Source organism: Rhodococcus sp. P4_B6, from assembly GCF_056402215.1.
The window spans coordinates 1-22,026 of record NZ_JBFUHV010000041.1; the positions used below are offsets into that span (position 1 = coordinate 1).

Consider the following 22,026-nt stretch of genomic DNA (forward strand, 5'->3'; position numbering starts at 1 on the left):
CCTCGGATTCACGGTGTGGGACCGGCGCGGAACCTCGGATTCACGGTGTGGGACCGGCGCGGAACACGCGACGGCCTGGTCACAGCCGAGTTGTCGATGGACGTCGTCACGCCCCGGCGGTGGCGGGGCCCGGCGCTGTGGGCGGAGAGCCGGCTCCTCGCGGTCACCGCCGACGGCGGCATCTCCACCGCCCGCGTCCACGATGCGGCCGGGACCCTGATCGCCACCGGCACCCTGTGGGGCAACTTCGTGGACCTGCCGGCGCCGGCGCCGGACGGTGGCGCCCTCCCCGAGTTCCCGGAACCGGGGGTCGCGCCGCTCGACTGGATCGGCGGGCGGGTCGAGGACGCCGGTACGCGGGTGGTGGTGCCGGCGAACCCGCTGATCGCGAACAAGCTCGGGTTCGTCCACGGCGGCGTCCAGGCCTGCGCGACGGACCTCGCCGCGAGCGCGGCCCTGAGCGGGCAGGGCGCGGACATGGACACCGCTTCCGTGCGGATCAACTATTTCCGCCCGGTTCCGCTGGGCTGCGACACGACGTTCACCGCGGACGTGGTGCGGGCGGGCCGCGCGGTGGCGACGACCCGGGTGGCCGGGACGTCGGGCGGGCGGGTCTGCGTCGAGGCGACGGTGACCGGGCGCCGCCGGCTGCCCTGACCGGCGCTCGCGGCGCCCCGGACCGGTCTCCCGGGTAGCCTGGTGCCCTGTGAAGAGACGCCTCGGGGACCGCAGGGTGATCGGCGTCGCAGTACTGGCAGTCGCGCTGGTCGTCGTGGCGCTGCTGGCCCCGCATCCGTCCGTGCTGCAGGTGCGGGAATGGGCGCACTCCGTCGGTCCGGCGTTTCCCCTCGTCTTCTTCGCCGTGCACGCGGTGGTGACGGTGTTCCCGTTCCCCCGCACGGTGTTCACGCTCAGCGCCGGATTGCTGTTCGGCGCGTGGCTGGGCATCGCGATCGCGGTGCTGGCGTCGACGGTGAGCGCCGTGCTCGCCCTCTACCTGGTGCGTGCCGTCGGCCGGGACGTGGTGTGGCAGCGCATCTCCAACCCGACGATCCGGCGGGTGGACGAGCGGATCGCCCGGCGCGGCTGGCTCGCGGTGGGGTCGTTGCGGCTGATCGCGTTCGTCCCGTTCTCCGTGGTGAACTACTGCGCAGGCGTGTCCTCGATCCGGCTGATCCCGTACGTGCTGGCCACGGTGATCGGTGTGCTGCCGGGGACCGTCGGCATCGTCGTGCTCGGCGACGCGCTCACCGGGGAGACGAAGCCGGGACTCCTGGTGCTGTCCGCGGTGTGCATCGCCGTCGGAATCGCCGGGCTGGTGGTGGATTCCCGGCGGCCGCTGGACGGTTCCGGTGACGCGGTGCCGGAACCGGTTGTCGACCGCCCCGCCGAGGATGAGTCAATCCCGCAGTCTTGAACCCGCGAAGTCAAGCTTTGAGTATTGACATCGTGATATCCAGTTTCTAGCCTTGACTCATGTTCGTGTTGACGGTCGACCAGCGCGGCAGCCGCCGCGACATCGACCGTGTCGCCCCACTCCTCTCCGAATTCGCGCACCGCGACCTCGTCCGCCCGTTCCAGCGGACCGCGGGCGACGAGGTCCAGGCCGTCGTCGCGGACCCGGCGACCGTCGTCGACCTCGCCCTCGACCTCGTCGCCCGCGAACACTGGAGCATCGGCATCGGCGCCGGACCCGTCGAGGAACCCCTCCCCAGCGAAACCCGGGCCGGGCGCGGCCCCGCGTTCGAATCCGCGCGGATCGCCGTCGACCGCGCCAAGAGCGCCCCCGGACGGGTGGCCGTCGAGGGTCCGGACCCGGACGGCGCCGCCGACGCGGACACCGCGCTCGCCCTCGTCGCGGTCCTCGTCGCGCGCCGCACCGAGGAGGGCCGCGAGGCCGTCGAGCAGATGCGGCGCGGCTCCACCCAGACCGAGGCGGCCCGCGCGCTGGGCATCAGCAAGCAGGCCGTCTCCCAACGACTCTCCACCGCGGGCTGGCACGTCGAGACCGCGGGGCGACGACTGGCCGAACGACTCCTACGCAAGGCGGACACGTGACGACCCTGGCCCTCATCGCCCTCGGCGTCGCCGCGCTCGCACCCCTGGTGCTCGCGGGGCCCCGCGGCCCCCGCTGGATGTCGCAGTGGGCGGCGCCGATCGTGGTCGTGCTCGCCCTGACCGTCGCGGCGGTCGCCGCATCCGCCACCACACCGGTCACCGGGTTCGCCCTCGCCGCGACCCTCGTCCTGTGCGTCGCGGCCGCGACCACCGGCGGGGCGCCGCTCGTGCTGGCCGCGTTCCGCATCGCGCGCCGCCAGCCCGACGCCGGATCCGACCCGCGACCCGACGCCGGGCCGCTGCGCGGCGGACGGATCATCGGCCTCCTCGAGCGTGCCGCCGTCGCCGTCTCGATCCTCGCGGCCTGGCCGGAGGGCATCGCCGTCGTACTGGCGGTCAAGGGACTGGCCCGCTACCCCGAACTGCGCGAGGCGCACGCCTCGGAACAATTCATCATCGGCACGTTCACCAGCGTGCTCTGGGCGATCGCGGTGTGCGGAACGGGCCGCGCCCTCATCACGTAGCAGCCCGTCCCGGTGACCTCCACCGGTGTGGGACATTCACCCCGGGGGTGCGCGAAACCAGCCCTGGGGGTGATGGGTTCCCGCCTCGGCGCGGACGAGAGTCGTACTCGTCCAATCCGAGGGAGAGAGCATCCTTGCCTACCGATTTCGTGTCCCACGTCCGCGCCCAGGTCGCCGTCTACGGCGACGACCGGTCCTACACCTACCACCGCGAGGTCGGCCGCGAACTCGTCGCCGAGGAAGTGACCTACCGCGAACTGGACCGGGACGCCCGCGCACTCGCGGTGTGGCTGTCGACGCGGCCCGAGGCCGAACACCCGGTGATGCTGCTGTACGTCGACGGAATCGACTTCCTCCGCGCGTTTCTCGGCTGCCTCTACGCCGGGGTGGTCGCCGTACCCGCACCGGTCCCGCACGACGAGCGCAGCATGCAGCGCGTCGCCACGATGTTCGCGGACGCCGACGTGCGCCTCGTGCTCACCACGTCCGCGGTCGCCGAACCGCTCGACAGCTGGATCCGCGAGTCCGGGCTCGCCGCCACGGTTTCCGTCGCCGCCACCGACACCGCCGAACTCGGCGACCCCGACCCCGACCACTGGCGCCTGCCCGGACTCGACGCCGGCACCCTGGCCTTCCTCCAGTACACGTCCGGTTCCACCAGCGAACCGAAGGGCGTGATGGTGACCCACGGAAACCTGCTGCACAACGCGGCCGCCATGACCGAGGCCAACGGCGCCGACGACACGGTGACCGGGGTCGGCTGGCTCCCGCACTTCCACGACATGGGGCTGATCGGCATGCTGCTGCTGCCGCTCTACTTCGGCGGCAACCTCGCGTTCATGTCGCCGATGACCTTCCTCAAACGGCCGGTGCGCTGGTTGCAGCTGATCGACAGCTACCGCGCCGACATGACCCTCGGCCCGAACTTCGCGTACGACCTCGTCGCCCGCCGGATCCCCGACGACCAACTGGCCGGGCTGGACTTGTCCTCGGTGCGGGTGGCGCTGAACGGGGCCGAACCCATCCGGCCCCGCACCCTCGACGCCGTGATCGACCGGCTCGGGCCCGTCGGTTTCCGGGCGGGTGCCTTCCTGACCGCGTACGGCATGGCCGAGGCGACCCTGCTCGCCACCGCCAGCGAGGTCGGCTGCGCCCCAAAGTATCTCGACGTCGACGCCGCCGCACTGGAGCGTCACGAACTGACGCCGAAGGCCGGCGGCGCCCGGCTGGTCGGCAGCGGCAGGCCGTTCGGGTGCGACATCCGCATCGTCGACCCGCACACCGGCCGGGAGCAACCGCGCGGGCGGGTCGGGGAGATCTGGATCTCCGGCGGCAGCGTCGCCGCCGGCTACTGGAGACGGCCGGACGAGACCGCGGAGAAGTTCCGCGCCACTCTCGACGGCGACGGACCGTACCTGCGCACCGGCGACCTCGGGGTGTTCGACGACGGGCACCTCTACGTCACCGGCCGCCTGAAGGACCTGCTGATCGTCAACGGCCGCAACCTGTACCCCCAGGACATCGAGGAGGCCGTGCGGGACCTGCATCCGGCGCTCACCGGTTCCGCCGGGGTGGTGTTCTCGCTCGACACCGGGCAGCACGAGCGGCTGCTGGTGATCCACGAGGTCAGGACCGCGCTGATCGACGACTTGACACTGCCCGCACTCGCCCGCCGGATCAGGCTCGGCGTCGCCCGGACCTTCGACGTCCACGCGCCGAGTGTGGTGCTGGTCGACCGCCGCGGCGTGCACCGCACCACCAGCGGGAAGGTCCAGCGCAGATCGATGCGCGCCTCGTTCCTCCGGTCCCGCGTCGACGCCGTCCTGCACGAGGACATCGACCCGGCGGTGCAGCGCCTCCGGACCACCACCGCCGTGCCCGCCTGACCCCGATCACCGACCAGGAGTACCCGATGCCCGTCCCCGAGCAGATCACCCGCCGCGACCTCGCCCCCGTCATCGACTGGCTCGCCTGCCGGGTCGCCGATCACACCGAACGGCCGGTGCACGACGTCGATCCGCACCTCCCCCTCGCCGAGCTGGGAATCGAATCGGTGTCCGCGGTGAGCCTGTGCGGCGAGATCGAGGACCGGTGGGACCTCGAACTCGATCCGACCGTGGTGTTCGACTACCCGACGATCGCCGAGATGGCCGTCTTCGTCGTCGGCGAAACCGCACTGCGGCACCGGAAGGCCTCATGACCGACGTCGCGATAGTCGGCCTCGACTGCCGCTTCCCGCAGGCCCCCGACCCCGCCGCATTGTGGACGCTGCTGATGGAGGGCAGCGACGGCATCACCGACGTCCCCGCCGGACGCTGGAACGCGGACGTCGTGTTCGACGCCGCCGGTGGTCCCGGCACCGTCAACAACCGCAGCGGCGGATTCCTCGCCGACGCGGACGCCTTCGACCACGACTTCTTCGGCATCGCACCCCGCGAGGCCGCGGCGATGGACCCGCAACAGCGGCTGCTGCTGCAGGCGGCGTGGCGGGCGTTCGAGGACGCCGCACTCGATCCGCGGGCCCAGGCCGGTTCGAACACCGGCGTGTACGTCGGCGTCATGGCCAACGAGTGGAATCTCCAGATGCGCGACCTCCCGCGCATCACTCCGCAGCTCGGCAGCGGCAACGGCTATTTCATGACCGCCAACCGGGTCTCTTACCAGCTGAACCTGCAGGGCCCGAGCATGGCGATCGACACCGCCTGCTCGTCGTCGCTCGTCGCCGTCCACCTGGCCTGCGCGGCGCTGCGGTCCGGGGACTGCGACCAGGCCCTCGCCGGGGGCGTCAACCTGACCCTGACCCCCACGGTGAACGTCTTCTACACGCAGGCCGGGCTGTCCGCGCCGGACGGCAGGTGCAAACCGTTCAGCGGTGCGGCCGACGGAATCGGCCGCGGCGAGGGGGTCGCGGTACTCGTGTTGCGCCGGCTCGCGGACGCGCAGGCGGAGGGCCTGCCGATCTACGCCGTGATCAAGGGCAGCGCCGTCAACAACGACGGCCGCAGCAACGGGATCACCGCCCCCAACCGCTGGGCCCAGCAGCAGGTCGTCGAGAAGGCGTACCGGCGTGCGGGTGTCACGCCCGCACAGGTCGCGTTCGTCGAGGCGCACGGCACCGGGACGGTGCTCGGCGACATGATCGAGATCAAGGCCCTCGGTCACGTCCACGCGGTGCCCCGCCCGCGGCCGTGCGCGATCGGGTCGATCAAGGGCAATCTCGGTCACACCGAGGGCGCGGCCGGGGTGGCCGGACTGATCAAGGCAGCCCTGGCGCTGCACCACCGGGTGGTGCCGCCCAGCCGCGGCGCGGCGGATGTCAACCCGCGGCTCCGGTTGGCGGACAACGGTCTTCAGATCCTGTCGGAGCCGATGCCGCTGCCCGTCGGCGACGTGCACGGCGCCGTGAGCAGTTTCGGGCTCGGCGGCACCAACGCCCACCTGCTGCTCGCCGCGGCGCCCGCCGGCGAGCAGCACGCGGCGAGCACGGGCGGCGGCGTGCTCACCCTGTCGTCGAACGACCGGGACGGCCTCGCCCGCACCGCCGCCGCCCTGGCCGACGATCTGCTCGCCCACCCCCACGCCGAACTGGGCCGGGTGTGCTGGAGCACGAACACGGTCAAGGCATCCGGGCGCCACCGGCTCGCGCTCCCCGCCCACGACCGGGAGGAGGCCGTCGCGGCGCTGCGCGCGGCGGCCGGTGACGAACACCTGCTCGAGTCGCTGTCCGGGACGGCCCGCCCGGTCAGCGTCGGCTGGTTCTTCACCGGGCAGGGCGCGCAGTACCCGGGAATGTCCCGCGCCCTGCACGAGAAGCACGGCGCGTACCGGCGGGCGCTGTCCGACGTGGACGAGCGGATGACCCCGCACCTGGGCCGCTCGGTCCGGGACGTGCTGTTCGGCACCGGCGAAGACATCCACCGCACCGAGTTCGCGCAACCCGCCCTGTTCGCGGTCGAGTACGCGCTGGCCCGGACGCTCGGTGAACTGGGCATCGAACCGGCGTGGCTGATCGGCCACAGCGTCGGCGAATACGCGGCCGCCGCCCACGCAGGCGTGTTCGGCCTGGACGACGCGTGCCGGCTGATCGTCGCGCGGGGACGGCTCATGCAGCAACTACCCGCCGGCGGCACGATGCTGGCGGTGCGGGCCACCCCGGACGACGTCGCCGCCCTGCTCGCCGGCGAACCCGCGGCCGCACTGGCGGCGGTGAACGGGCCGCGGGACGTGGTGCTGTCGGGGGCGGCAGACGCCGTCGACCGGATCGGCGCCGCGCTGACCGCGGCCGGAGTCCCCGTCCGCAGGCTCACCGTCTCGCACGCCTTCCACTCCCCCGCGATGGCACCGATCCGGGACGCGTTCGCCGAGGTCGCCGCCGACTGCACGTACAGGCCGCCCGAGATCCCGATCTTCTCCACCACCCGGGGGCGGCTCCTCGACGTCAACGAACCGATGGACGCGACCTACTGGACCGACCACATCACGGCCACCGTGCGCTTCGCGGACGCCACCGCGGCCGCCCTGACCTGCGATCCCACCCACCTGATCGAGGTGGGCCCCGCACGAATCCTGTTGCCGCTGACCGCCCGCGCCCATCCCGGCTCGCTGGCGCGGCACCTGGCGCCGTGCCCCGGCCCGGCCGCCACCGGCGACGAACTCCCCGCAACCGTCGCCGCCCTGTACCGGGACGGCCACGACCCGGCGTGGGACGCGCTGTACGAGCCGGGCGCCCGGGTCCGCCGGCGACTGCGCGGGTACCCGTTCGCGACCACCGCCCGCTTCTGGACACCCGAGAACGCACCCACCGCGGCGCAACCCGCCGAACCCGCACCACCCACCGTCGCTGCCGAGCCCGAGGACACCACCATGGACCACCTGATCGCTCTGTTCCGGGAGCAGGCCGCCGTGCTCGCCGCCGCCGCCGGTGTCCCCGGGACGGGACTGTCCGTCCCGGGGGCGACACCGGACACCGCGCCCGGTCCAGCGGCGTCGGCCGGCGACACCGCGACCCGGGTGCGCGCGGAAGTCGCACGGGTCAGCGGATTCCCCGCGGCCGCGCTGACCGCGACGCAGACGATCGCCGGCGACCTCGGATTCGACTCGATCATGATCACCGACCTGTTCGGCGGGTTGCGCCGCGCATTCCCCGGTCTCGTCGTCGAACCGGACTGGTTCACACCGGGCCGCACGCTCGGCGAGGTGATCGACCACGTGACGGCGCACCGCGTCCCCGGGTCGCGGCCCGCCGTGACGCCCGTCCCGGACCCGGAACCGGCGGTGGCACCCGAGTTCCGCATCGCCGACTTCCCGGAGGTGCAGGCGCTCGCCGCACGGCTGACCGCCGCCGAGGGGCTCGGCGTCACCAACCCGTACTTCCTCGTCAACGACGGCGTCACCCGGGACACGTCGACGATCGACGGCGCGGAGGTCCTCAACTTCTCCAGCTACAACTACCTCGGCATGTCCGGGCACCCGGCCGTCGTCTCCGCGGTCCAGGACGCCGTCGCCCGCTACGGCAGCTCCTGCTCGGCCAGCCGCGTGCTGTCCGGGGAGAAACCGGTACACCGCGAACTCGAGGCCGCACTGGCCGGGCTGCTCGGAACCGACGACGCCATCGCCCTCGTCAGCGGGCACGCCACCAACGTCACGGTCATCGGCCACCTCCTCGGGGAGGGTGACCTCGTCGTCCACGACAGCCTCGCGCACGACAGCATCCTGCAGGGTTGCGCACTGTCCGGCGCCACCCGGCGCCCGTTCCCGCACAACGACCACGCGGCGCTCGATGCCCTGCTCACCGCGATCCGCTCGCGGTACCGGCGGGTCCTCATTCTCATCGAGGGCGTGTACAGCCAGGACGGCGACATTCCCGACCTGCCCGCGATGATCGCGGTGAAGAAGAAGCACCAGGCGCTGATGATGATCGACGAGGCGCACAGCATCGGGGTGCTCGGCGCCACCGGCGGCGGCATCGGCGAGCACTTCGGCGTCGACCGCGACGACGTGGAATTGTGGTCGGGCACGATGTCGAAGGCGCTGGCCGGGTGCGGCGGCTATGTCGCGGGCAGCGCCGAACTGATCCGGTTCCTGAAGTACACGACGCCCGGCTTCGTCTACAGCGTCGGGATGACGCCGATGAATGCCGCGGCGTCCCTGGCCGCGATCCGGCAGATGCGCGCCGAACCCGAGGCCCTCGGCAGGTTGCGTCGCAACTCCCGGCTGTTCCTGCAACTCGCCGCGGACGCCGGAATCGACACCGGGGACAGCGGGGACACCCCGGTCATCCCCTGCATCGTCGGGGATTCACTACGCACCCTCGCGCTGTCGGGTGCGCTGCTCCGGCGCGGCATCAACGTCAACCCCATCCTCTACCCGGCGGTGCCGGAGAATCTCGCGCGGTTGCGCTTCTTCGTCACCTCCTGCCACACCGAGGACCAGATCCGGTCCACCGTGGCGGCTCTCGCCGAGGAACTCGGCGCGCTCGCCGCGGCCGCGTAGCGCCGTGCCCCTCCGGCTGTTCTGCTTCCCGCACGCCGGCGGCGGGCCCACGACGTACCGCCACTGGCACCGCGCCCTGGGCCCGCACGTGTCGGTGCGGCCCGTGCACCTGCCCCGGTGCGCGGGCGGGGCCGGGTTCACCGACGTCGATTCCCTCGTCGCCGCACTCGACTCCGAACTCGCCGAACAGCTCACGGCGCCGCATGTGTTCTTCGGCCACAGCATGGGTGCGCTGGTGGCGTACCGGCTCGCGTGCCGTCGGCGCGCGAGCGGTCACCCACTCCCGCGGGCGCTGCTGCTGTCCGGGTACGCGGCGCCGCACCTGCCCGCACCGCTACCGCCGGTCGACGGCCTGGACGACGCGGCCCTGATCGCGGTGCTGCGCGCCGCCGGGGGTGTTCCCGCCGGCCTCCCGGACCTGCCGGACTTCCTGGACCGCTACCTTCCCGCGCTGCGCGACGATCTGCGCCTGTGCACCGCCTTCCGCGACCCCGGCGACCCGCCGCTCAGCTGCCCGGCGCACGTGTTCGGCGGGGACGCCGACCCGCTGGTCGGCGAGCGGGAACTGCACGCCTGGGATCGGCACACCACACGGCTGTCCGGGGTGCGCATGCTGGCGGGCGATCACTTCTACCTCGACCACGCACCCGAACAGCTCTTCCGGGTACTCCGGCCGCTGCTGCGCCGCTACGCCGCGGCCGGGTAGGCGGGGGTCAGCCGTGCGGGGGGACGGGCGGCGGCAACTGCCCGGGCGCTCCCCCCGGGTACAGCGGCGCGTGCTCGTCGGCGCCGCCGGGCTTCGTGAGCGGTCCCGGACCGTCGACGGGCTGCCGCGCCTCGACCTCCGCGGCCCGGACGGCTTGCGCGATGGCCGGGTCGGACTTGGTCTCGAACCAGTCGGCGACCTCTTCCGAATCGTCCTCGGGCTTGGGCAGATCCTCGTCCGTGGTGGACGGCTCGTACCGGAACACCCCGTCCTGCCCCTGCGCGCCGAGGGTCTTCGCGAAACCCTTGAGGGCGTCACCGAAGTCGCTGGGCACCAGCCACACCTTGTTCGCGTCGCCCTGCGCCATCTGCGGCAATGTCTGCAGGTACTGGTACGCGAGGAGTTCGGGGGTGGGTTTGCCGGACTTGATTGCGGCGAACACCTTTTCGATCGCCTTCGCCTGACCCTGCGCCTGCAGGTACTTGGCGGCCCGATCGCCCTGCGCTCGCAGGATCCGGGACTGCCGCTCACCCTCCGCGGTGAGGATCGACGCCTGCTTCGCGCCCTCCGCGGCGAGGATGCGGGACTGCTTGTCGCCCTCCGCCGTCTTGATCGCCGACTCCCGGTGCCCCTCGGCGGTGAGGATGGTGGCCCGCTTCTCGCGGTCCGCCTTCATCTGCTTCTCCATCGACTCCTGGATCGACGGCGGCGGATCGATGCTCTTGAGTTCGACCCGGGCGACGCGCAGACCCCAGCGGCCGGTGGCCTCGTCCAGCACCCCGCGCAGCTGCCCGTTGATGGAGTCACGCGAGGTGAGCGTCTCCTCCAGCGTCATGCCGCCGACGACGTTGCGCAGCGTGGTGGTGGTCAACTGCTCGACACCGACGATGTAGTTGCTGATCTCGTACACCGCGGCCTGCGGGTTGGTGACCTGGAAGTACACCACGGTATCGATGTTCAACGTCAGGTTGTCCTGGGTGATCACCGGCTGCGGCGGGAACGACACCACCCGTTCGCGCAGATCCACCTTGGCCCGGATGCGGTCCGCGAACGGGATCAGGAACGTCAGCTGACCCGACACGGTCCGCGAGTACCGGCCGAGTCGCTCGATCACCGCGGCCTCGGCCTGCGGCACCAGCGCCACCGATTTGGCCACCACCAGCGCAACGAACAACACGAGCACGATCAACACGATGAGTGCTGCCATCTACGGTCCCCTCCATACGACGGCGGTCGCGCCGTCAATTTGCATTACCGTCACGGTCGTTCCCGGTGGATACACTTCCGTGCTGTCGAGCGGGCGGGCCGTCCACACGTCCCCGCCGAGTTTGATCTGCCCGGCGTGCTCGGCGACTTCCTCGAGCACCAGGGCCTGCTTGCCGGTGAGCGCCTCGATCCCCGTCGGGGTCGGCGGCGGTGTCTCGAACTTGCGCAACAACACCGGGCGTACCCCGAGGATCAGCGCGAGGGACAGTATTCCGAAGATCACCGCGTCGACCCAGACCGGGAAGTCGGTGATCGCGGTGACCCCGGCCGTGGCCAGCGCACCGCCCGCCAGCATGAGGAGGAAGAAGTCCCCCGTCAACGCTTCGGCGGCGGCGAGCAGCACCCCCGCTACCAGCCAAATCAATGCAGCCACAACACCATCTAACCAGAATCTCCGGAACCGACGGTGACGAAGTCGACCAGCTGTTCGACCGCCCCGATCAGCGGCGCCTCCAGGTCGCGGAACGTGTCGACGGCCGAGTACACCCGGCGCCACCCGTCGCGCGGTGTCCCCCAGCCCAACTCGCGGCACACCCCGGTCTTCCAGTCCTCACCGCGCGGAATCTTCGGCCAGGCCGCGATACCCACCGCCGACGGCCGGACCGCCTCCCACACGTCGATGAACGGGTGCCCGGTGACGAGCACGTTCGGACCGAGCCCCTGCGTGAGCTGGGTTTCCTTGGACCCGGTGACGAGGTGGTCGACGAGCACGCCGACGCGCCGTCCCGGTCCGGGGCGGAACTCCGCGAGCCGCTCCCCGAGGTTGTCGAGGCCCTCCAGGTGCTCGACGACGACCCCCTCGACGCGCAGGTCGTGCCCCCACACCCGTTCCACCAGGGCGGCGTCGTGGACGCCCTCCACCCAGATCCGGCTGGCCAGCGCGGTCCGGGCCCGCAGCCCCTCGACCTTCGTCGACCCCGATGCCGACCGGGTGGCCGGCGGACCGGCGGGCTTGGCCGCGGGGCGCACCAGGGTGACCGGTTTCCCGTCGATCAGGAACGCCGCCTCCCGCATCGCGAACAACCGGGTGCGCCGCGCCCCGTCCTCGAGCCGGACGAAATCGCCGTCGTAGGTGCGTTCGAACCCCACCACCGCCCCGCAGAACCCGGTGCCCGCGTCCTCGACCACGAGGTCCCGTTCGGCCGGGACCGTCGGCGTCACCGGCTTCCTCGCGCGTGGGTGTCCGGAAAAGATGTCGCCGTATCTGTCGCCTCCGCTCACGGGCGCTGACGCTATGCCAGCGGCGCCGTTACACACACGCCGCCACGCCGACATATGCTCGTTTATCGTGACTTCACCCAGCGCCACTCTCACCGTGTGGGCCAGTTCCTGGCTCGCCGGGAACAGTGCACCCGACGACGTCATCGACGCCCTCCACGCGTGGGCGCCGATGCATCTCGCCTGCGCGGAGGATCAGGACACGGCCCGGCGCACCGGACTGCCGTGGCCCGACCCGCAGGACGCCGGGGTGACGGCGTTGCTGCAGACGATGCGCCGTTCCGTGTCGCAACCCGAGACCGAGATCCGGCTGGTCCTGCCCGGGCCGGGGGACGTGCGCGGGTTGCCCGCGGGCACCGAGTTCGCGTCCGCCGCGATCGGCACCGGCGAAGGTGTCCTCGTCGGGCCGCCCGGCCGGTCCGGGACGGGGCTCGTCCCGCACGTCGAGGGTCCCGACGTGCTGCGGTGGACGGTGTCGACGATCGAGCGGCTCCCCCTCGACGCCCACCACACCGGTCTGGGTGAGGCCGAGTTCACGATGCGGGCGGCGGTGCGCGACGCCGCGGCCGCGCTCGAGGCCCTGCACATGCTCGACTCCGGTTTCGGCGCCGATCCGCGCGCCCTGATCGCCGATGCGCTGGCGAAGTCCGCGCTGCACCGGTACCCGACGACGATCGCGCCGCGGGCGCTGCGGATCCTGGACTCGGCCGATCAGGTGGCCGCGATCCTCACCGTCGCCGAGCAGATGGCCCCCGCCCGCACCGTGTCCGCGTCGGGCGCGGCCACCCTCGAGGACCTGCTGCGGCCGCTGCGTTCGGCGGTGCGCTCGGCGCGCACCGCCGCCGTCAATGCGTGTGCGCGGGACGGCCTGACGGCCTGACGACGGCCTTGCAGCAGTCGACCGCGCAGGATTCGCCGTCCAGGGTGGACCCGAGCAGCGGCTCGGATCCGAGCCGCGCGGCGGACGCGCCGGTCAGCTGCTCGGTGACGAGTGCGACCACGAGTTCCGCGAACCGCCGGTCCGTCCCGGGTGTGGCCGCGCGCACGAAGTCGATGCCGAGTTCGGCGGCCTTGTCCCGCGCCTCGGTGTCCAGGTCCCACACCACCTCGAGGTGGTCGGAGACGAATCCGACCGGGCACGCGATCACCGCGCGCACGCCGTCGCCGGCGAGGGTGTCGAGGTGGTCGCAGATGTCCGGTTCGAGCCACGGCACCTGGGGTGGCCCGGACCGGGACTGCCACACCAGATCGAAGTCGTCGAAGCCGGCGGCGCGGGCGGTGAGCCTCGCGGCCTCGGCCACCTGCCGGCTGTAGAGGCGGCCGCCCTCCGCGGGCGGTCCGGCGTTGACGTCCGCGGAGACCGGCACGGAGTGGGCGGTGAACACGAGTCGCGCGTCTGCCCGGTGCTCGGCGGGGAGCTGCGCGGCGGCCGCCCGGACGGCGTCGGCGAACGCCCCGATCAGCAGCGGGTGGTCGTAGTACTGCCGCAGCTTCAGCAGGTGCGGCGCCCCGTCGCCGGCCACGGCCCGCGCCCGGGAGACGTCCTCGTGGTATTGCCGGCACCCCGAGTACCCGCCCCACGCCGACGTCGGGAACACCAGGGCCGAGCGGACACCGTCCGCACCCATCCGGGCGACCGTGTCCTCGACCATCGGATGCCAGTTCCGGTTACCGAAATAGACGGGCAGATCGATTCCGGCGCTTGCCAATTCGGATTCGACGCGGGAGATGATGTCGCGGTTGAGGGCGTTGATCGGCGACACACCCCCGAAATGCAGGTAGTGCTCGGCGACCGCGTCCAGACGTTCGGGCGGCACCCCCCGGCCCCGGGTGACGTTCTCCAGGAACGGGCGCACGTCCTCGGGCTTCTCCGGACCCCCGAACGACAACAGAAGAAGGGCGTCGAACCGGGAACCGGAACCGTCCGTCGAATTCACAGCGATCATGATCCCCATCTTCCGTGCTGCCGTTCGGGGCGCACTCCCCGGGTAGTGCCCTAGCCGGCCATCGCGTGGGCGCCACCGTCGACGTAGATGATCGACGCGGTGGTGCCGGGCAGCCAGTCGGACAGCACGGTGCACACGGTCTTCGCGACCGGCTCCGGGTCGTCGACGTTCCAGCCGATGGGCGCGCGCTCGTCCCACGCCGTGTTCAGCTCGTTCATCTGCTTGGCGTCGTCGGTGGCGGTGCCGGCGATGGCCTTGGCGGCGAGGGTCTTGATCGGGCCCGCCGCGACGAGGTTGGAGCGGATACCGCGTTCGCCGACCTCCTTGGCGACATACCGGTTCACCGACTCGAGGGTGGCCTTGGCGACGCCCATCCAGTTGTAGAACGGCACCGCCCGCGCCGGGTCGAAGTCCATGCCGACGATCGACGCGTTGTCGTTCAGCACCGGCAGCAGCGCCTTCGACAGGGACGCGTACGAGTACGCCGACACCTCGAACGCCACCCCGACGTCGGACCACGGTGCGTCGAAGAACGGGCTGCCCAGGCAGGACCGCGGCGCGAACGCGATGGAGTGCACGACGCCGTCGACACCCTCCGGCGCGATCTCCCGGATCCGGTCGGCGAGGCTCGCGAGGTGCTCGGGGTTCTGCACGTCGAGTTCGAGCGCCGGCGGCACCGGCTGCGGCAGCCGCTGCGCGATGCGGTCGATCAGCCGGAGACGGTCGAATCCGGTGATGATCACCTTGGCGCCCTGTTCCTGGGCGACCTTGGCGACGTGGAACGCGATGGACGCGTCCGTGATGATGCCGGTGACGAGAATGGTCTTACCTTCGAGCAATCCGCCCATGAGGTGTCCTCCTGTGAAGAAAAGTCCGGGAAGTGGTGTGGGAGTTCTAGTGGCCCATGCCGAGGCCGCCGTCGACGGGGATCACCGCGCCGGAGACGTACGCGGAATCGTCGGAGGCCAGGAAGCTCACCACCGCGGCGACCTCCTCGGGCTTGCCCTGCCGCTGCAGCGGGACGGCGCCGGTGATCATGTCCTTGTACTTGTCGTCGAKGACCGCGGTCATGTCGGTGTCGATGAATCCCGGGGCCACCACGTTCGCGGTGATCGACCGGGACCCGAGTTCGCGGGTCAGCGACCGCGCGATGCCGACCACACCGGCCTTCGACGCCGCGTAGTTGACCTGGCCGGGACCGCCGGCGAGCCCGACGACCGACCCGAGGAACACGAACCGGCCGAACCGTGACCGCAGCATCGACCGGGTGGCGCGCTTCGCGACGCGGAACGCGCCGGTCAGGTTGGCGTCGACGACGGAGGTGAACTGTTCCTCGGTCATCCGCATGATCAGCGTGTCGTCGGTGATGCCGGCGTTCGCGACGAGGACCTCGACCGGACCCTGGTGCGCCTCCACTTCCTTGAAGGCACGGTCGATCGACTCGGTGTCCGTGACGTCGCACTGGACGCCGAACAGACCCTCGGGCGCACCCGAACCGCGGTGCGTGACCGCGACCTTGTGCCCGTCCGCCGCGAGGCGCTGCGCGACAGCGAGGCCGATCCCGCGGTTGCCGCCGGTGACGAGCACCGACCGGGGAGTGGACACCGTCCTCACCGACGCGTCAGTAGTTTCTGGGGTAGACATGCGGATAAACCTATCTGTTCAGATGTGCAGGAGTGGAAGCGCGGGGCCGCGGTCAGCAGGGCTCTGATGCCGAGAACGCCGGCGGAACGCAGATCACGGCAGCCGTTGACGCAGGACCAGCGCGAGGATCAGCCCCGCCGTGGCGGAGAGGACACCCAGCACGAGCCACGGGCGGCTGGCGTCGCCGCGGGTGGTCTCGAACCCGATCTGCTCCTCGAGGGTGTCGTAGACGTCGCGCAGTTCCTCCAGGCTCGACGCCGTGAAGAAGCTGCCGCCGGAGAGATTCGCGATCTCCCGCAGCGACGGGTCGTCGACGGGCACCGGGATGCGTTCGTCCTCGATCTCGACCTTGCCGTAGCTGGTGCCGAACGAGATCGTCGAGATGGGAACGTCCTTGTCCTTCGCCTGCCGGGCCGCGGTGAACCCGCCGCGCGGATCGTCCGGATTCTCGGGGACCGTCTGCTTGCCGTCCGAGAGCAGCACGATGCGGGCGGGCGGCGCCTGATCACTGCCGCCGAGCACCGCGGCCAGCGTGTCGATCGACTGCAGCGATGTGAAGATCGCCTCACCGGTGGCGGTCCGCTCGCTCAGCTGCAGATTGTCGATCGCGACCTTGGTGGCCTCCCGGTTGGTGGTCGGCGATACCAGCACCGACGCGGTGCCTGCGAACGCGACGAGACCGAGGTTGATGCCGGGGGTGAGCCCGTCGGCGAACGACTTCGCGGCGTCCTGCGCGGCGGCCAGACGGGTCGGTTCCACGTCGGTCGCCTTCATCGACAACGACACGTCGATGACGAGGATCACGGTGGCCCGGTTCCGCGGAACCCGCTTGTCCTCCGTCGGGCCGGCCAGCGCCACACTGAAGAACACCAGCGCCAGCACCATCAGCAGCGCCGGGATGTGCCGGGCCCGGCCCGGCCGCGACGGCGCGACCTTCTCGAGCAACGCGTAGTTGGTGAACCGCAGGGTGTGCTTCTGCCGCTGCCGCTGTACCCACACGTATCCCGCGACCAACRCCACGACCACCAGGAGGAACAGCAACCACCACGGTGAGGTGAACTGCGAAAGACTCACCGGCGGGACCTCTGGTTCGTCGCGGTCCCGTAACTGTGTTTCCGGGCGGACACGAACCGCACCACGTCCGAGATCCAGTCCCGGTCAGTCCGCAGGCTGAGCAGCGGGGCACCGCACCCCCGCAACGACTGCTCCACCTGCAGGCGGTGCTCGTCCGCGGCGCGCGCGAAGTCGGCGCGCAGTTGCGGTGTGGTCGTGAACTCGCGGGTCCGTCCGGACTCCGGATCGTGCAGCACTACATCCCCCAGGTCGGGTAATTCCAGATCTCGCGGGTCGAGCACCTCGACACCGAGTACGTCGTGGCGCCCTGAGATGGCCCGCAGCGACCGCTCCCAGTCGATCGGTCCCAGGAAGTCACTGATCACGACGGCAAGACCGCGGCGGCGCTGCGGCCGGCGCAGCGACTCCACCGCCCCCTGCAGGTCGCCCCGCACCCCGTCCGGGGCGTGCGGGGTGGTCGCGATCTGACGCAACATCGCCTGCGCGTGGATCCGGCCGCCGCGGGCCGGGATCCGGGTGGTCTGGGCGCCGGTGGAGACGATCGCCCCGATCCGGTTGCCGCCGCCGCTGGTCAGATGCGTGACGGCGGCGGCCGCAGCCACCACCAGATCCCGCTTCTCGCACCCGGCGGTACCGAAGTCCAGGCTCGACGACAAGTCGACGACGAGCCACGTCTCCAACTCCCGGTCCGCGACCGACTGCCGGACGTGCGGGTGCGTCGTCCGGGCGGTCACCGACCAGTCCATCTGACGGACGTCGTCACCCGGCTGGTACTCGCGCGCATCACCCGGCTCCGAGCCCGGACCCGGGATCAGGCCCAGGTGGTCGCCGTGCAGCACACCGTCGAGGCGTCGGCGGACGGTCAGTTCCAGCGTCCGCAGCGCAGCGGACAGTTTGGGATCACGGAGTTCGCCGGAGCGAAACGACGGCGGCGGGCCGGAACTCTGCGCACCGGCGGTACGCGCACTCACCGTGGCTGGCTCATCGCCGTCGGTCCGGGCACCGACGTGGACGGGACAGGCGGTCCGTTGTGACCGGCGGGAGCGGCCGGGACCGTCGTCGGCTGTGCGGCGATCTGCGGCAGACCCACCGTCTGCAGCACACGGGAGATCACGTCGTCCGGGCTCACCTCGTCGGCGAGAGCGTCGTAGGACAGCACGAGACGGTGACGCAGAACGTCCGGGATCACCTCGAGCACGTCCTGCGGCACCACGTAGTCACGCCCGCGCAGCAACGCCAGCGCCCGCGCCGAGGAGATGATGCCCAGCGTCGCACGCGGTGACGCGCCGTACGCGATCCAGCCGTCGACGTCGGGGAGACCGAACTCCGCCGGCGTGCGGGTGGCCGCGATGACCCGGACCACGTAGTCGACGAGCGCATGGTGCACGAACACACCGCTCGCGACCTTCTGCAGGCGGACGAGTTCCTCGGGATCGAGAACCTGGTGCGGTTCCGGCGCATCGACACCCATCCGGTAGACGATCTCGCGCTCCTCCTCCACCGTCGGATAGTCGACGAGGATCTTGAACAGGAAGCGGTCGCGCTGCGCCTCCGGCAGCGGGTACACACCCTCGTTCTCGATCGGGTTCTGCGTCGCCATCACCAGGAACGGGTCGGGCATATGGTACCGCTTGCCGCCGATCGAGACGTGCCGCTCGGCCATCACCTCGAGCAGCGCCGACTGCACCTTCGCCGGTGCGCGGTTGATCTCGTCGGCGAGCACGAAGTTCGCGACGACCGGGCCGAGTTCGGTGTCGAACTCCTCCCGCCCCTGCCGGTAGATGCGCGTACCGATCAGGTCGGTGGGCACCAGGTCCGGGGTGAACTGGACGCGCGAGAACGACCCGCCGACCACCTTCGCGAACGTCTCGACGGCCAGGGTCTTCGCCACACCCGGCACACCCTCGAGCAGTACGTGCCCCTTCGCGAGCAGACCGACCAGGATCCGCTCCACCAGCCGGTCCTGCCCGACGATCACGCGTTTGACCTCGTAGATCGCGCGTTCCAGCGTCTGAACGTCGGCGGCGAGATTGGGCGCGACCGACTTCGTCAGCGCGGCCTGCGTGCCCGCATCCTGTGAGGGTGCCGTCGGCGCGGTGGCGTTCTGGGGACCCGATCCGTTGGACGCACCCCCGTTCTTCACACCTTCGGGAGCGGCCTTCGCGGGCGACTCCTTCCGGGCTGCACCCTCCGATACCGCATCATCACGTGAGGTCACCAAGAATCCACCGCTTTCACCTAGATCGTTCCGCCCGTTCACGTACTTGCTCAACTATTCCAGGTGCAAGCAACCCCCGCCGCAACCAAGCACGATCCGCACCGCGGACTACTTCATCGACATCATGGATCACGACACCATACGGACAGCGTAAGGGGTCATGCCGTCCCATCGCACCGGGGAGATCTTGACGACGTCCCCCGACTCGGGCGCCTCGAGCATCTGGTCGTCCCCGAGATACAGGGCGACGTGCTGGCTGGCGTTCGGGCCCCAGAAGATCATGTCGCCGCGCTGCATCTCCTCCGAGGGAACCTGCTCGCCCGCGGTGTACTGGTACCCGGTGTAGTGCGGCAGGGAGATGCCGATCCCGGCGAACGCGTAGATCATCAGACCGGAGCAGTCGAAACCGACCTTGTTGAAGTCGCCGTAACTGTCGGCGACACCGCCGTCGCGAATACCGAGGGTGGGGCCGTTCTCGTCGCCGCCGCCCCACGCGTACTCCACACCGATCTGGGACAGGCCGCGGTCGATGACGGTTTCGATGGCCTCACTACCCGTCAGGTTCTCACCGCTGGTCGACGGTTTCGACTTGGGGGTGGATTTCGGCGTGGTCGTTCCCCCGCCGGTGGCGGAGTCCTCGTCCTCCGAATCGTCCTCGATCGTGGTGTGCGCCCGCTGCCCCGCGGCGAGTTCCGCCGCGCGCTGACGTGCCGCCTCGTTGGCGGCGACCCGCGCGGCAGCCTGCGTCGCGGCCTCCCGGGCCGCGGCGGCGATGGCAGCCTTCTGCGCGTCCTCGGCGCGCTTCTGCTCCTCCCACGTCGCGTACGCCTCACGCTGCCCCTGCAGCCCCGCGACGTTGCCTCGGGCGGCGTCGAGCTGGGCCTGCGCGGCCGCCCGGTTACTCTCGATCTGCGCCTTCTTGGCCGCCTGGTCCTGCAACGCCGACCGGGCGATCGCGATCGCCTGCTCGGCCAGTGACTTCTTCGACGCGGCCTGGTCGGCGGCCACGTCCGCCTGCTGCTTCGCCTCGCGCGCCGCGGAATCCTTGTTGGCCTGCGCGGTCCGGGCGCGCTGCAGGCCCTCGAGCACCGCGTTCTGGCTGGTGGCGAGGAGTTTCAGAACCTGCGCGCGGTCCAGGACGTCACCGGGCCCCTGGGCGCCCAGGTATGTCGAGATCGCGGAGACGTTGGTGCCCTGCGTGTAGCTCGACCGGGCGTACTTGTCGAAGTCCTTCTGCGCCAGTTCGATCTGTGCGCCGGCGTCGCGCAGCGCCTGCTGGGAGGCGCCGACCACACTGGCGGCCAGATCGGCGGCGCTGCGGGCGTTCTGCAGATCGACCAGCGCCCGGTTCACGTCCTCGCGCTTGATGGCGACCTCGTTGTCGAGCTGGGCGAGTTGCTGATCCGCGGAGGCGACCTGGTTGATCAGTTCGCTGACCTGCCCGAGGCCGGCCGATACCTGGGTCTGGGCCTGCGCGATGTCGGAGTCGGACGGATTCGGCGGCGGGGGCGGCACTGCGGCGGCCAGGCCGGGCGTGCTGCCGACCAGCGCGCCGACGATGCCCAGTCCGATCAGGAGGCGCACGACGCGAGCGCGCCTGCGGGAGAAGCTACGGTGCCCCACTCCAGCTCGTGCTTGTCGCTTCACAACTCTCTCCCTCGGTTCTGCACCGATCGCGCAGGCCGCGCTGTGCTCGTCGTGGGGAGAATTTGCGGCAGTCACACCTTCCGTGTTTCGGCGACACCGACGTACGCCGGAACGCCGTCACTCTGGACGTCAATCACCAGCCTGCGACACTTCTTCCCCAAGAGCGCCAAATGCACCGTACGACACTTCCGGACTCTATGGAAACTTTAGTCACAAATAACACATGAGTAATTTGACCAGCGGAAATGTCGAACTGTGAATCGTCGGCGCCATTTACGCGCATCGACGCAGGCAGCGGCCGCACACGGGCGAATCGTGAAAATGCCGCCGAGTTATCCCGGGAATTCGGAAGGCGTCAGGGCTTCTGTCGCTCGTACGTCGTGCCGGCGCCCGCGGCACCATCACCCTTTTTCGCGGCGTCGCCGTCCTTCGAGCCGGACGCCCGGCGCGACTTCGCGAAGAACGTCGCGGCCGACGCGATGACGACGATCGCCACGATGACGGCGGTGAACAGGGCCCACGGCGGTCCCGGCTCCATCACCTCGTCGACGAAGTGATTCGCGGAGACCACCGCGTCGCCGGTATACGTGCGGTCCTGACCCGACTCGAGCAGCACCCGGCTGATCGAATCGCTGTACGTGCCGACCCAGCTGGGGCTCAGCACCAGAACGGTGCCGCCCTCCTCTGCGCCGACCTCGGTCGCGAGGTCGCGTAGCTGCGAGTCGCGGCCTGGATCCTCGTCCAGCACCACGATGCTCAGCTTGATGCCGTGCTCGGCCGCGCGGTCGACGACGGCGGCGAGCTCACCGGTCTCGTCGGACGGTGCCGACACCCCGTCGTCGGACACGTCCGCGACCACGTCGGAGACGTCGATCTCTTCCGGAAGGTCCGTCGACAACGGGAGGGCCGAATGGACGGGAACCGTGACACGGGCAGGAAGTGCGGTGGCGATAGGGGCAGGCATCTCTCATCCGGGTGTGCTGTAGGAACGTAAGCCTCGCGTGAACACTACGTGAGGAGTCCCCGAAGTTCCGTTCCGTCCGGCCGCATCCCCGCCGCGGTAGTGGAGAATCGCCGGGAGTACGGGCCCGTTTCCGCCCCGAATTCTCACAGGACAAGCGTACTGTTAGACTACCGGAGGTACCGCGGTAGGGGCCGATTCCGTACATCGCTAGCTCGACAGCGCACACGGATCAGCCGTGCCCGCAGTGCCTGCAGCCGTCGACACAGCCC

20 protein-coding genes are annotated in these 22,026 nt (G+C 70.8%); 9 read left to right on the forward strand and 11 right to left on the reverse strand.

The window, feature by feature from the left end; all coding sequences use genetic code 11:
- From AC1DWT_RS20605 to AC1DWT_RS20640, 8 genes are all read left to right on the forward strand, one after another.
- The coding region (locus AC1DWT_RS20605) for a PaaI family thioesterase (RefSeq protein ID WP_477921966.1) at positions 1-657 on the forward strand (657 nt) is incomplete at its 5' end.
- A 49-nt stretch (positions 658-706) separates the two neighbouring features.
- Positions 707-1,417: a TVP38/TMEM64 family protein gene (locus tag AC1DWT_RS20610; protein WP_244163569.1), complete on the forward strand. Its 711-nt coding sequence runs from the start codon at positions 707-709 to the stop codon at positions 1,415-1,417.
- A 59-nt stretch (positions 1,418-1,476) separates the two neighbouring features.
- The gene (locus tag AC1DWT_RS20615) at positions 1,477-2,058 is read left to right on the forward strand and encodes a hypothetical protein (protein ID WP_072942034.1); all 582 of its coding nucleotides are present in this window, start codon (positions 1,477-1,479) and stop codon (positions 2,056-2,058) included.
- A complete protein-coding gene (locus AC1DWT_RS20620) occupies positions 2,055-2,582 on the forward strand; it encodes a hypothetical protein (RefSeq protein WP_072942036.1) in 528 nt (175 codons plus the stop codon). Before AC1DWT_RS20615 ends, AC1DWT_RS20620 begins: the two co-directional genes overlap by 4 nt.
- A gap of 134 nt (positions 2,583-2,716) precedes the next feature.
- The gene (locus AC1DWT_RS20625) at positions 2,717-4,468 is read left to right on the forward strand and encodes a fatty acyl-AMP ligase (RefSeq protein WP_206015441.1); all 1,752 of its coding nucleotides are present in this window, start codon (positions 2,717-2,719) and stop codon (positions 4,466-4,468) included.
- 26 nt (positions 4,469-4,494) lie between these two features.
- The gene (locus tag AC1DWT_RS20630) at positions 4,495-4,782 is read left to right on the forward strand and encodes an acyl carrier protein (RefSeq protein ID WP_072942039.1); all 288 of its coding nucleotides are present in this window, start codon (positions 4,495-4,497) and stop codon (positions 4,780-4,782) included.
- Positions 4,779-9,074 (forward strand): type I polyketide synthase, encoded by a 4,296-nt coding sequence (locus tag AC1DWT_RS20635; protein ID WP_206015440.1) that lies wholly within the window; start codon positions 4,779-4,781, stop codon positions 9,072-9,074. Before AC1DWT_RS20630 ends, AC1DWT_RS20635 begins: the two co-directional genes overlap by 4 nt.
- Before the next feature lie 4 nt (positions 9,075-9,078).
- On the forward strand, positions 9,079-9,780 hold the full coding sequence (locus AC1DWT_RS20640; RefSeq protein WP_206015439.1) for a thioesterase II family protein: 702 nt from the start codon (positions 9,079-9,081) through the stop codon (positions 9,778-9,780).
- 7 nt (positions 9,781-9,787) lie between these two features.
- Here the strand turns inward: AC1DWT_RS20640 and AC1DWT_RS20645 are convergent, their stop codons facing one another.
- The 3 genes from AC1DWT_RS20645 to AC1DWT_RS20655 are packed head-to-tail and all read right to left on the reverse strand — an operon-like array spanning position 9,788 to position 12,267.
- On the reverse strand, positions 9,788-10,987 hold the full coding sequence (locus tag AC1DWT_RS20645) for an SPFH domain-containing protein (protein WP_072942045.1): 1,200 nt from the start codon (positions 10,985-10,987) through the stop codon (positions 9,788-9,790).
- A complete protein-coding gene (locus AC1DWT_RS20650) occupies positions 10,988-11,419 on the reverse strand; it encodes an NfeD family protein (protein WP_072942046.1) in 432 nt (143 codons plus the stop codon). It abuts the gene before it with no gap.
- Positions 11,420-11,427: 8 nt separating this feature from the next.
- Entirely contained in the window at positions 11,428-12,267 is an 840-nt protein-coding gene (locus tag AC1DWT_RS20655; protein ID WP_072942048.1) for a DUF3097 domain-containing protein, read from the reverse strand.
- Between the two features lie 67 nt (positions 12,268-12,334).
- Here AC1DWT_RS20655 and AC1DWT_RS20660 point away from each other — a divergent pair, with 67 nt between their 5' ends.
- Entirely contained in the window at positions 12,335-13,144 is an 810-nt protein-coding gene (locus AC1DWT_RS20660; RefSeq protein WP_477921971.1) for a hypothetical protein, read from the forward strand.
- Here the strand turns inward: AC1DWT_RS20660 and AC1DWT_RS20665 are convergent.
- The 8 genes from AC1DWT_RS20665 to AC1DWT_RS20700 form a co-directional block, all read right to left on the reverse strand.
- Positions 13,110-14,219 (reverse strand): ferrochelatase, encoded by a 1,110-nt coding sequence (locus AC1DWT_RS20665; protein WP_206015438.1) that lies wholly within the window; start codon positions 14,217-14,219, stop codon positions 13,110-13,112. The genes AC1DWT_RS20660 and AC1DWT_RS20665 overlap by 35 nt on opposite strands.
- 41 nt (positions 14,220-14,260) lie before the next feature.
- Entirely contained in the window at positions 14,261-15,058 is a 798-nt protein-coding gene (gene inhA / locus AC1DWT_RS20670; protein WP_005241845.1) for an NADH-dependent enoyl-ACP reductase InhA, read from the reverse strand.
- A 46-nt stretch (positions 15,059-15,104) separates the two neighbouring features.
- Positions 15,105-15,854 (reverse strand): 3-oxoacyl-ACP reductase FabG1, encoded by a 750-nt coding sequence (fabG1, locus tag AC1DWT_RS20675; RefSeq protein ID WP_477921973.1) that lies wholly within the window; start codon positions 15,852-15,854, stop codon positions 15,105-15,107.
- A gap of 93 nt (positions 15,855-15,947) precedes the next feature.
- Complete coding sequence (locus tag AC1DWT_RS20680) at positions 15,948-16,928, reverse strand: VWA domain-containing protein (protein WP_477921975.1); 981 nt, start codon at positions 16,926-16,928, stop codon at positions 15,948-15,950.
- Complete coding sequence (locus AC1DWT_RS20685; RefSeq protein ID WP_095860601.1) at positions 16,925-17,899, reverse strand: DUF58 domain-containing protein; 975 nt, start codon at positions 17,897-17,899, stop codon at positions 16,925-16,927. Before AC1DWT_RS20685 ends, AC1DWT_RS20680 begins: the two co-directional genes overlap by 4 nt.
- The gene (locus AC1DWT_RS20690; RefSeq protein ID WP_095861037.1) at positions 17,896-19,071 is read right to left on the reverse strand and encodes an AAA family ATPase; all 1,176 of its coding nucleotides are present in this window, start codon (positions 19,069-19,071) and stop codon (positions 17,896-17,898) included. The genes AC1DWT_RS20685 and AC1DWT_RS20690 overlap by 4 nt, the downstream gene beginning before the upstream one ends.
- A gap of 204 nt (positions 19,072-19,275) precedes the next feature.
- Entirely contained in the window at positions 19,276-20,769 is a 1,494-nt protein-coding gene (locus tag AC1DWT_RS20695) for an NlpC/P60 family protein (RefSeq protein WP_179377511.1), read from the reverse strand.
- A 379-nt stretch (positions 20,770-21,148) separates the two neighbouring features.
- Complete coding sequence (locus tag AC1DWT_RS20700) at positions 21,149-21,757, reverse strand: Rv1476 family membrane protein (protein ID WP_206015437.1); 609 nt, start codon at positions 21,755-21,757, stop codon at positions 21,149-21,151.
- Positions 21,758-22,026 lie beyond the last annotated feature (269 nt).

Coding starts and splice junctions, on each gene's coding strand:
- AC1DWT_RS20615 (WP_072942034.1), top strand. CDS start 1,477: ATGTTCGTGTTGACGGTCGACCAGCGCGGCAGCCGCCGCGACATCGAC.
- AC1DWT_RS20630 (WP_072942039.1), top strand. CDS start 4,495: ATGCCCGTCCCCGAGCAGATCACCCGCCGCGACCTCGCCCCCGTCATC.
- AC1DWT_RS20635 (WP_206015440.1), top strand. CDS start 4,779: ATGACCGACGTCGCGATAGTCGGCCTCGACTGCCGCTTCCCGCAGGCC.
- AC1DWT_RS20645 (WP_072942045.1), bottom strand. CDS start 10,987: ATGGCAGCACTCATCGTGTTGATCGTGCTCGTGTTGTTCGTTGCGCTG.
- AC1DWT_RS20665 (WP_206015438.1), bottom strand. CDS start 14,219: ATGGGGATCATGATCGCTGTGAATTCGACGGACGGTTCCGGTTCCCGG.
- inhA (WP_005241845.1), bottom strand. CDS start 15,058: ATGGGCGGATTGCTCGAAGGTAAGACCATTCTCGTCACCGGCATCATC.
- AC1DWT_RS20700 (WP_206015437.1), bottom strand. CDS start 21,757: ATGCCTGCCCCTATCGCCACCGCACTTCCTGCCCGTGTCACGGTTCCC.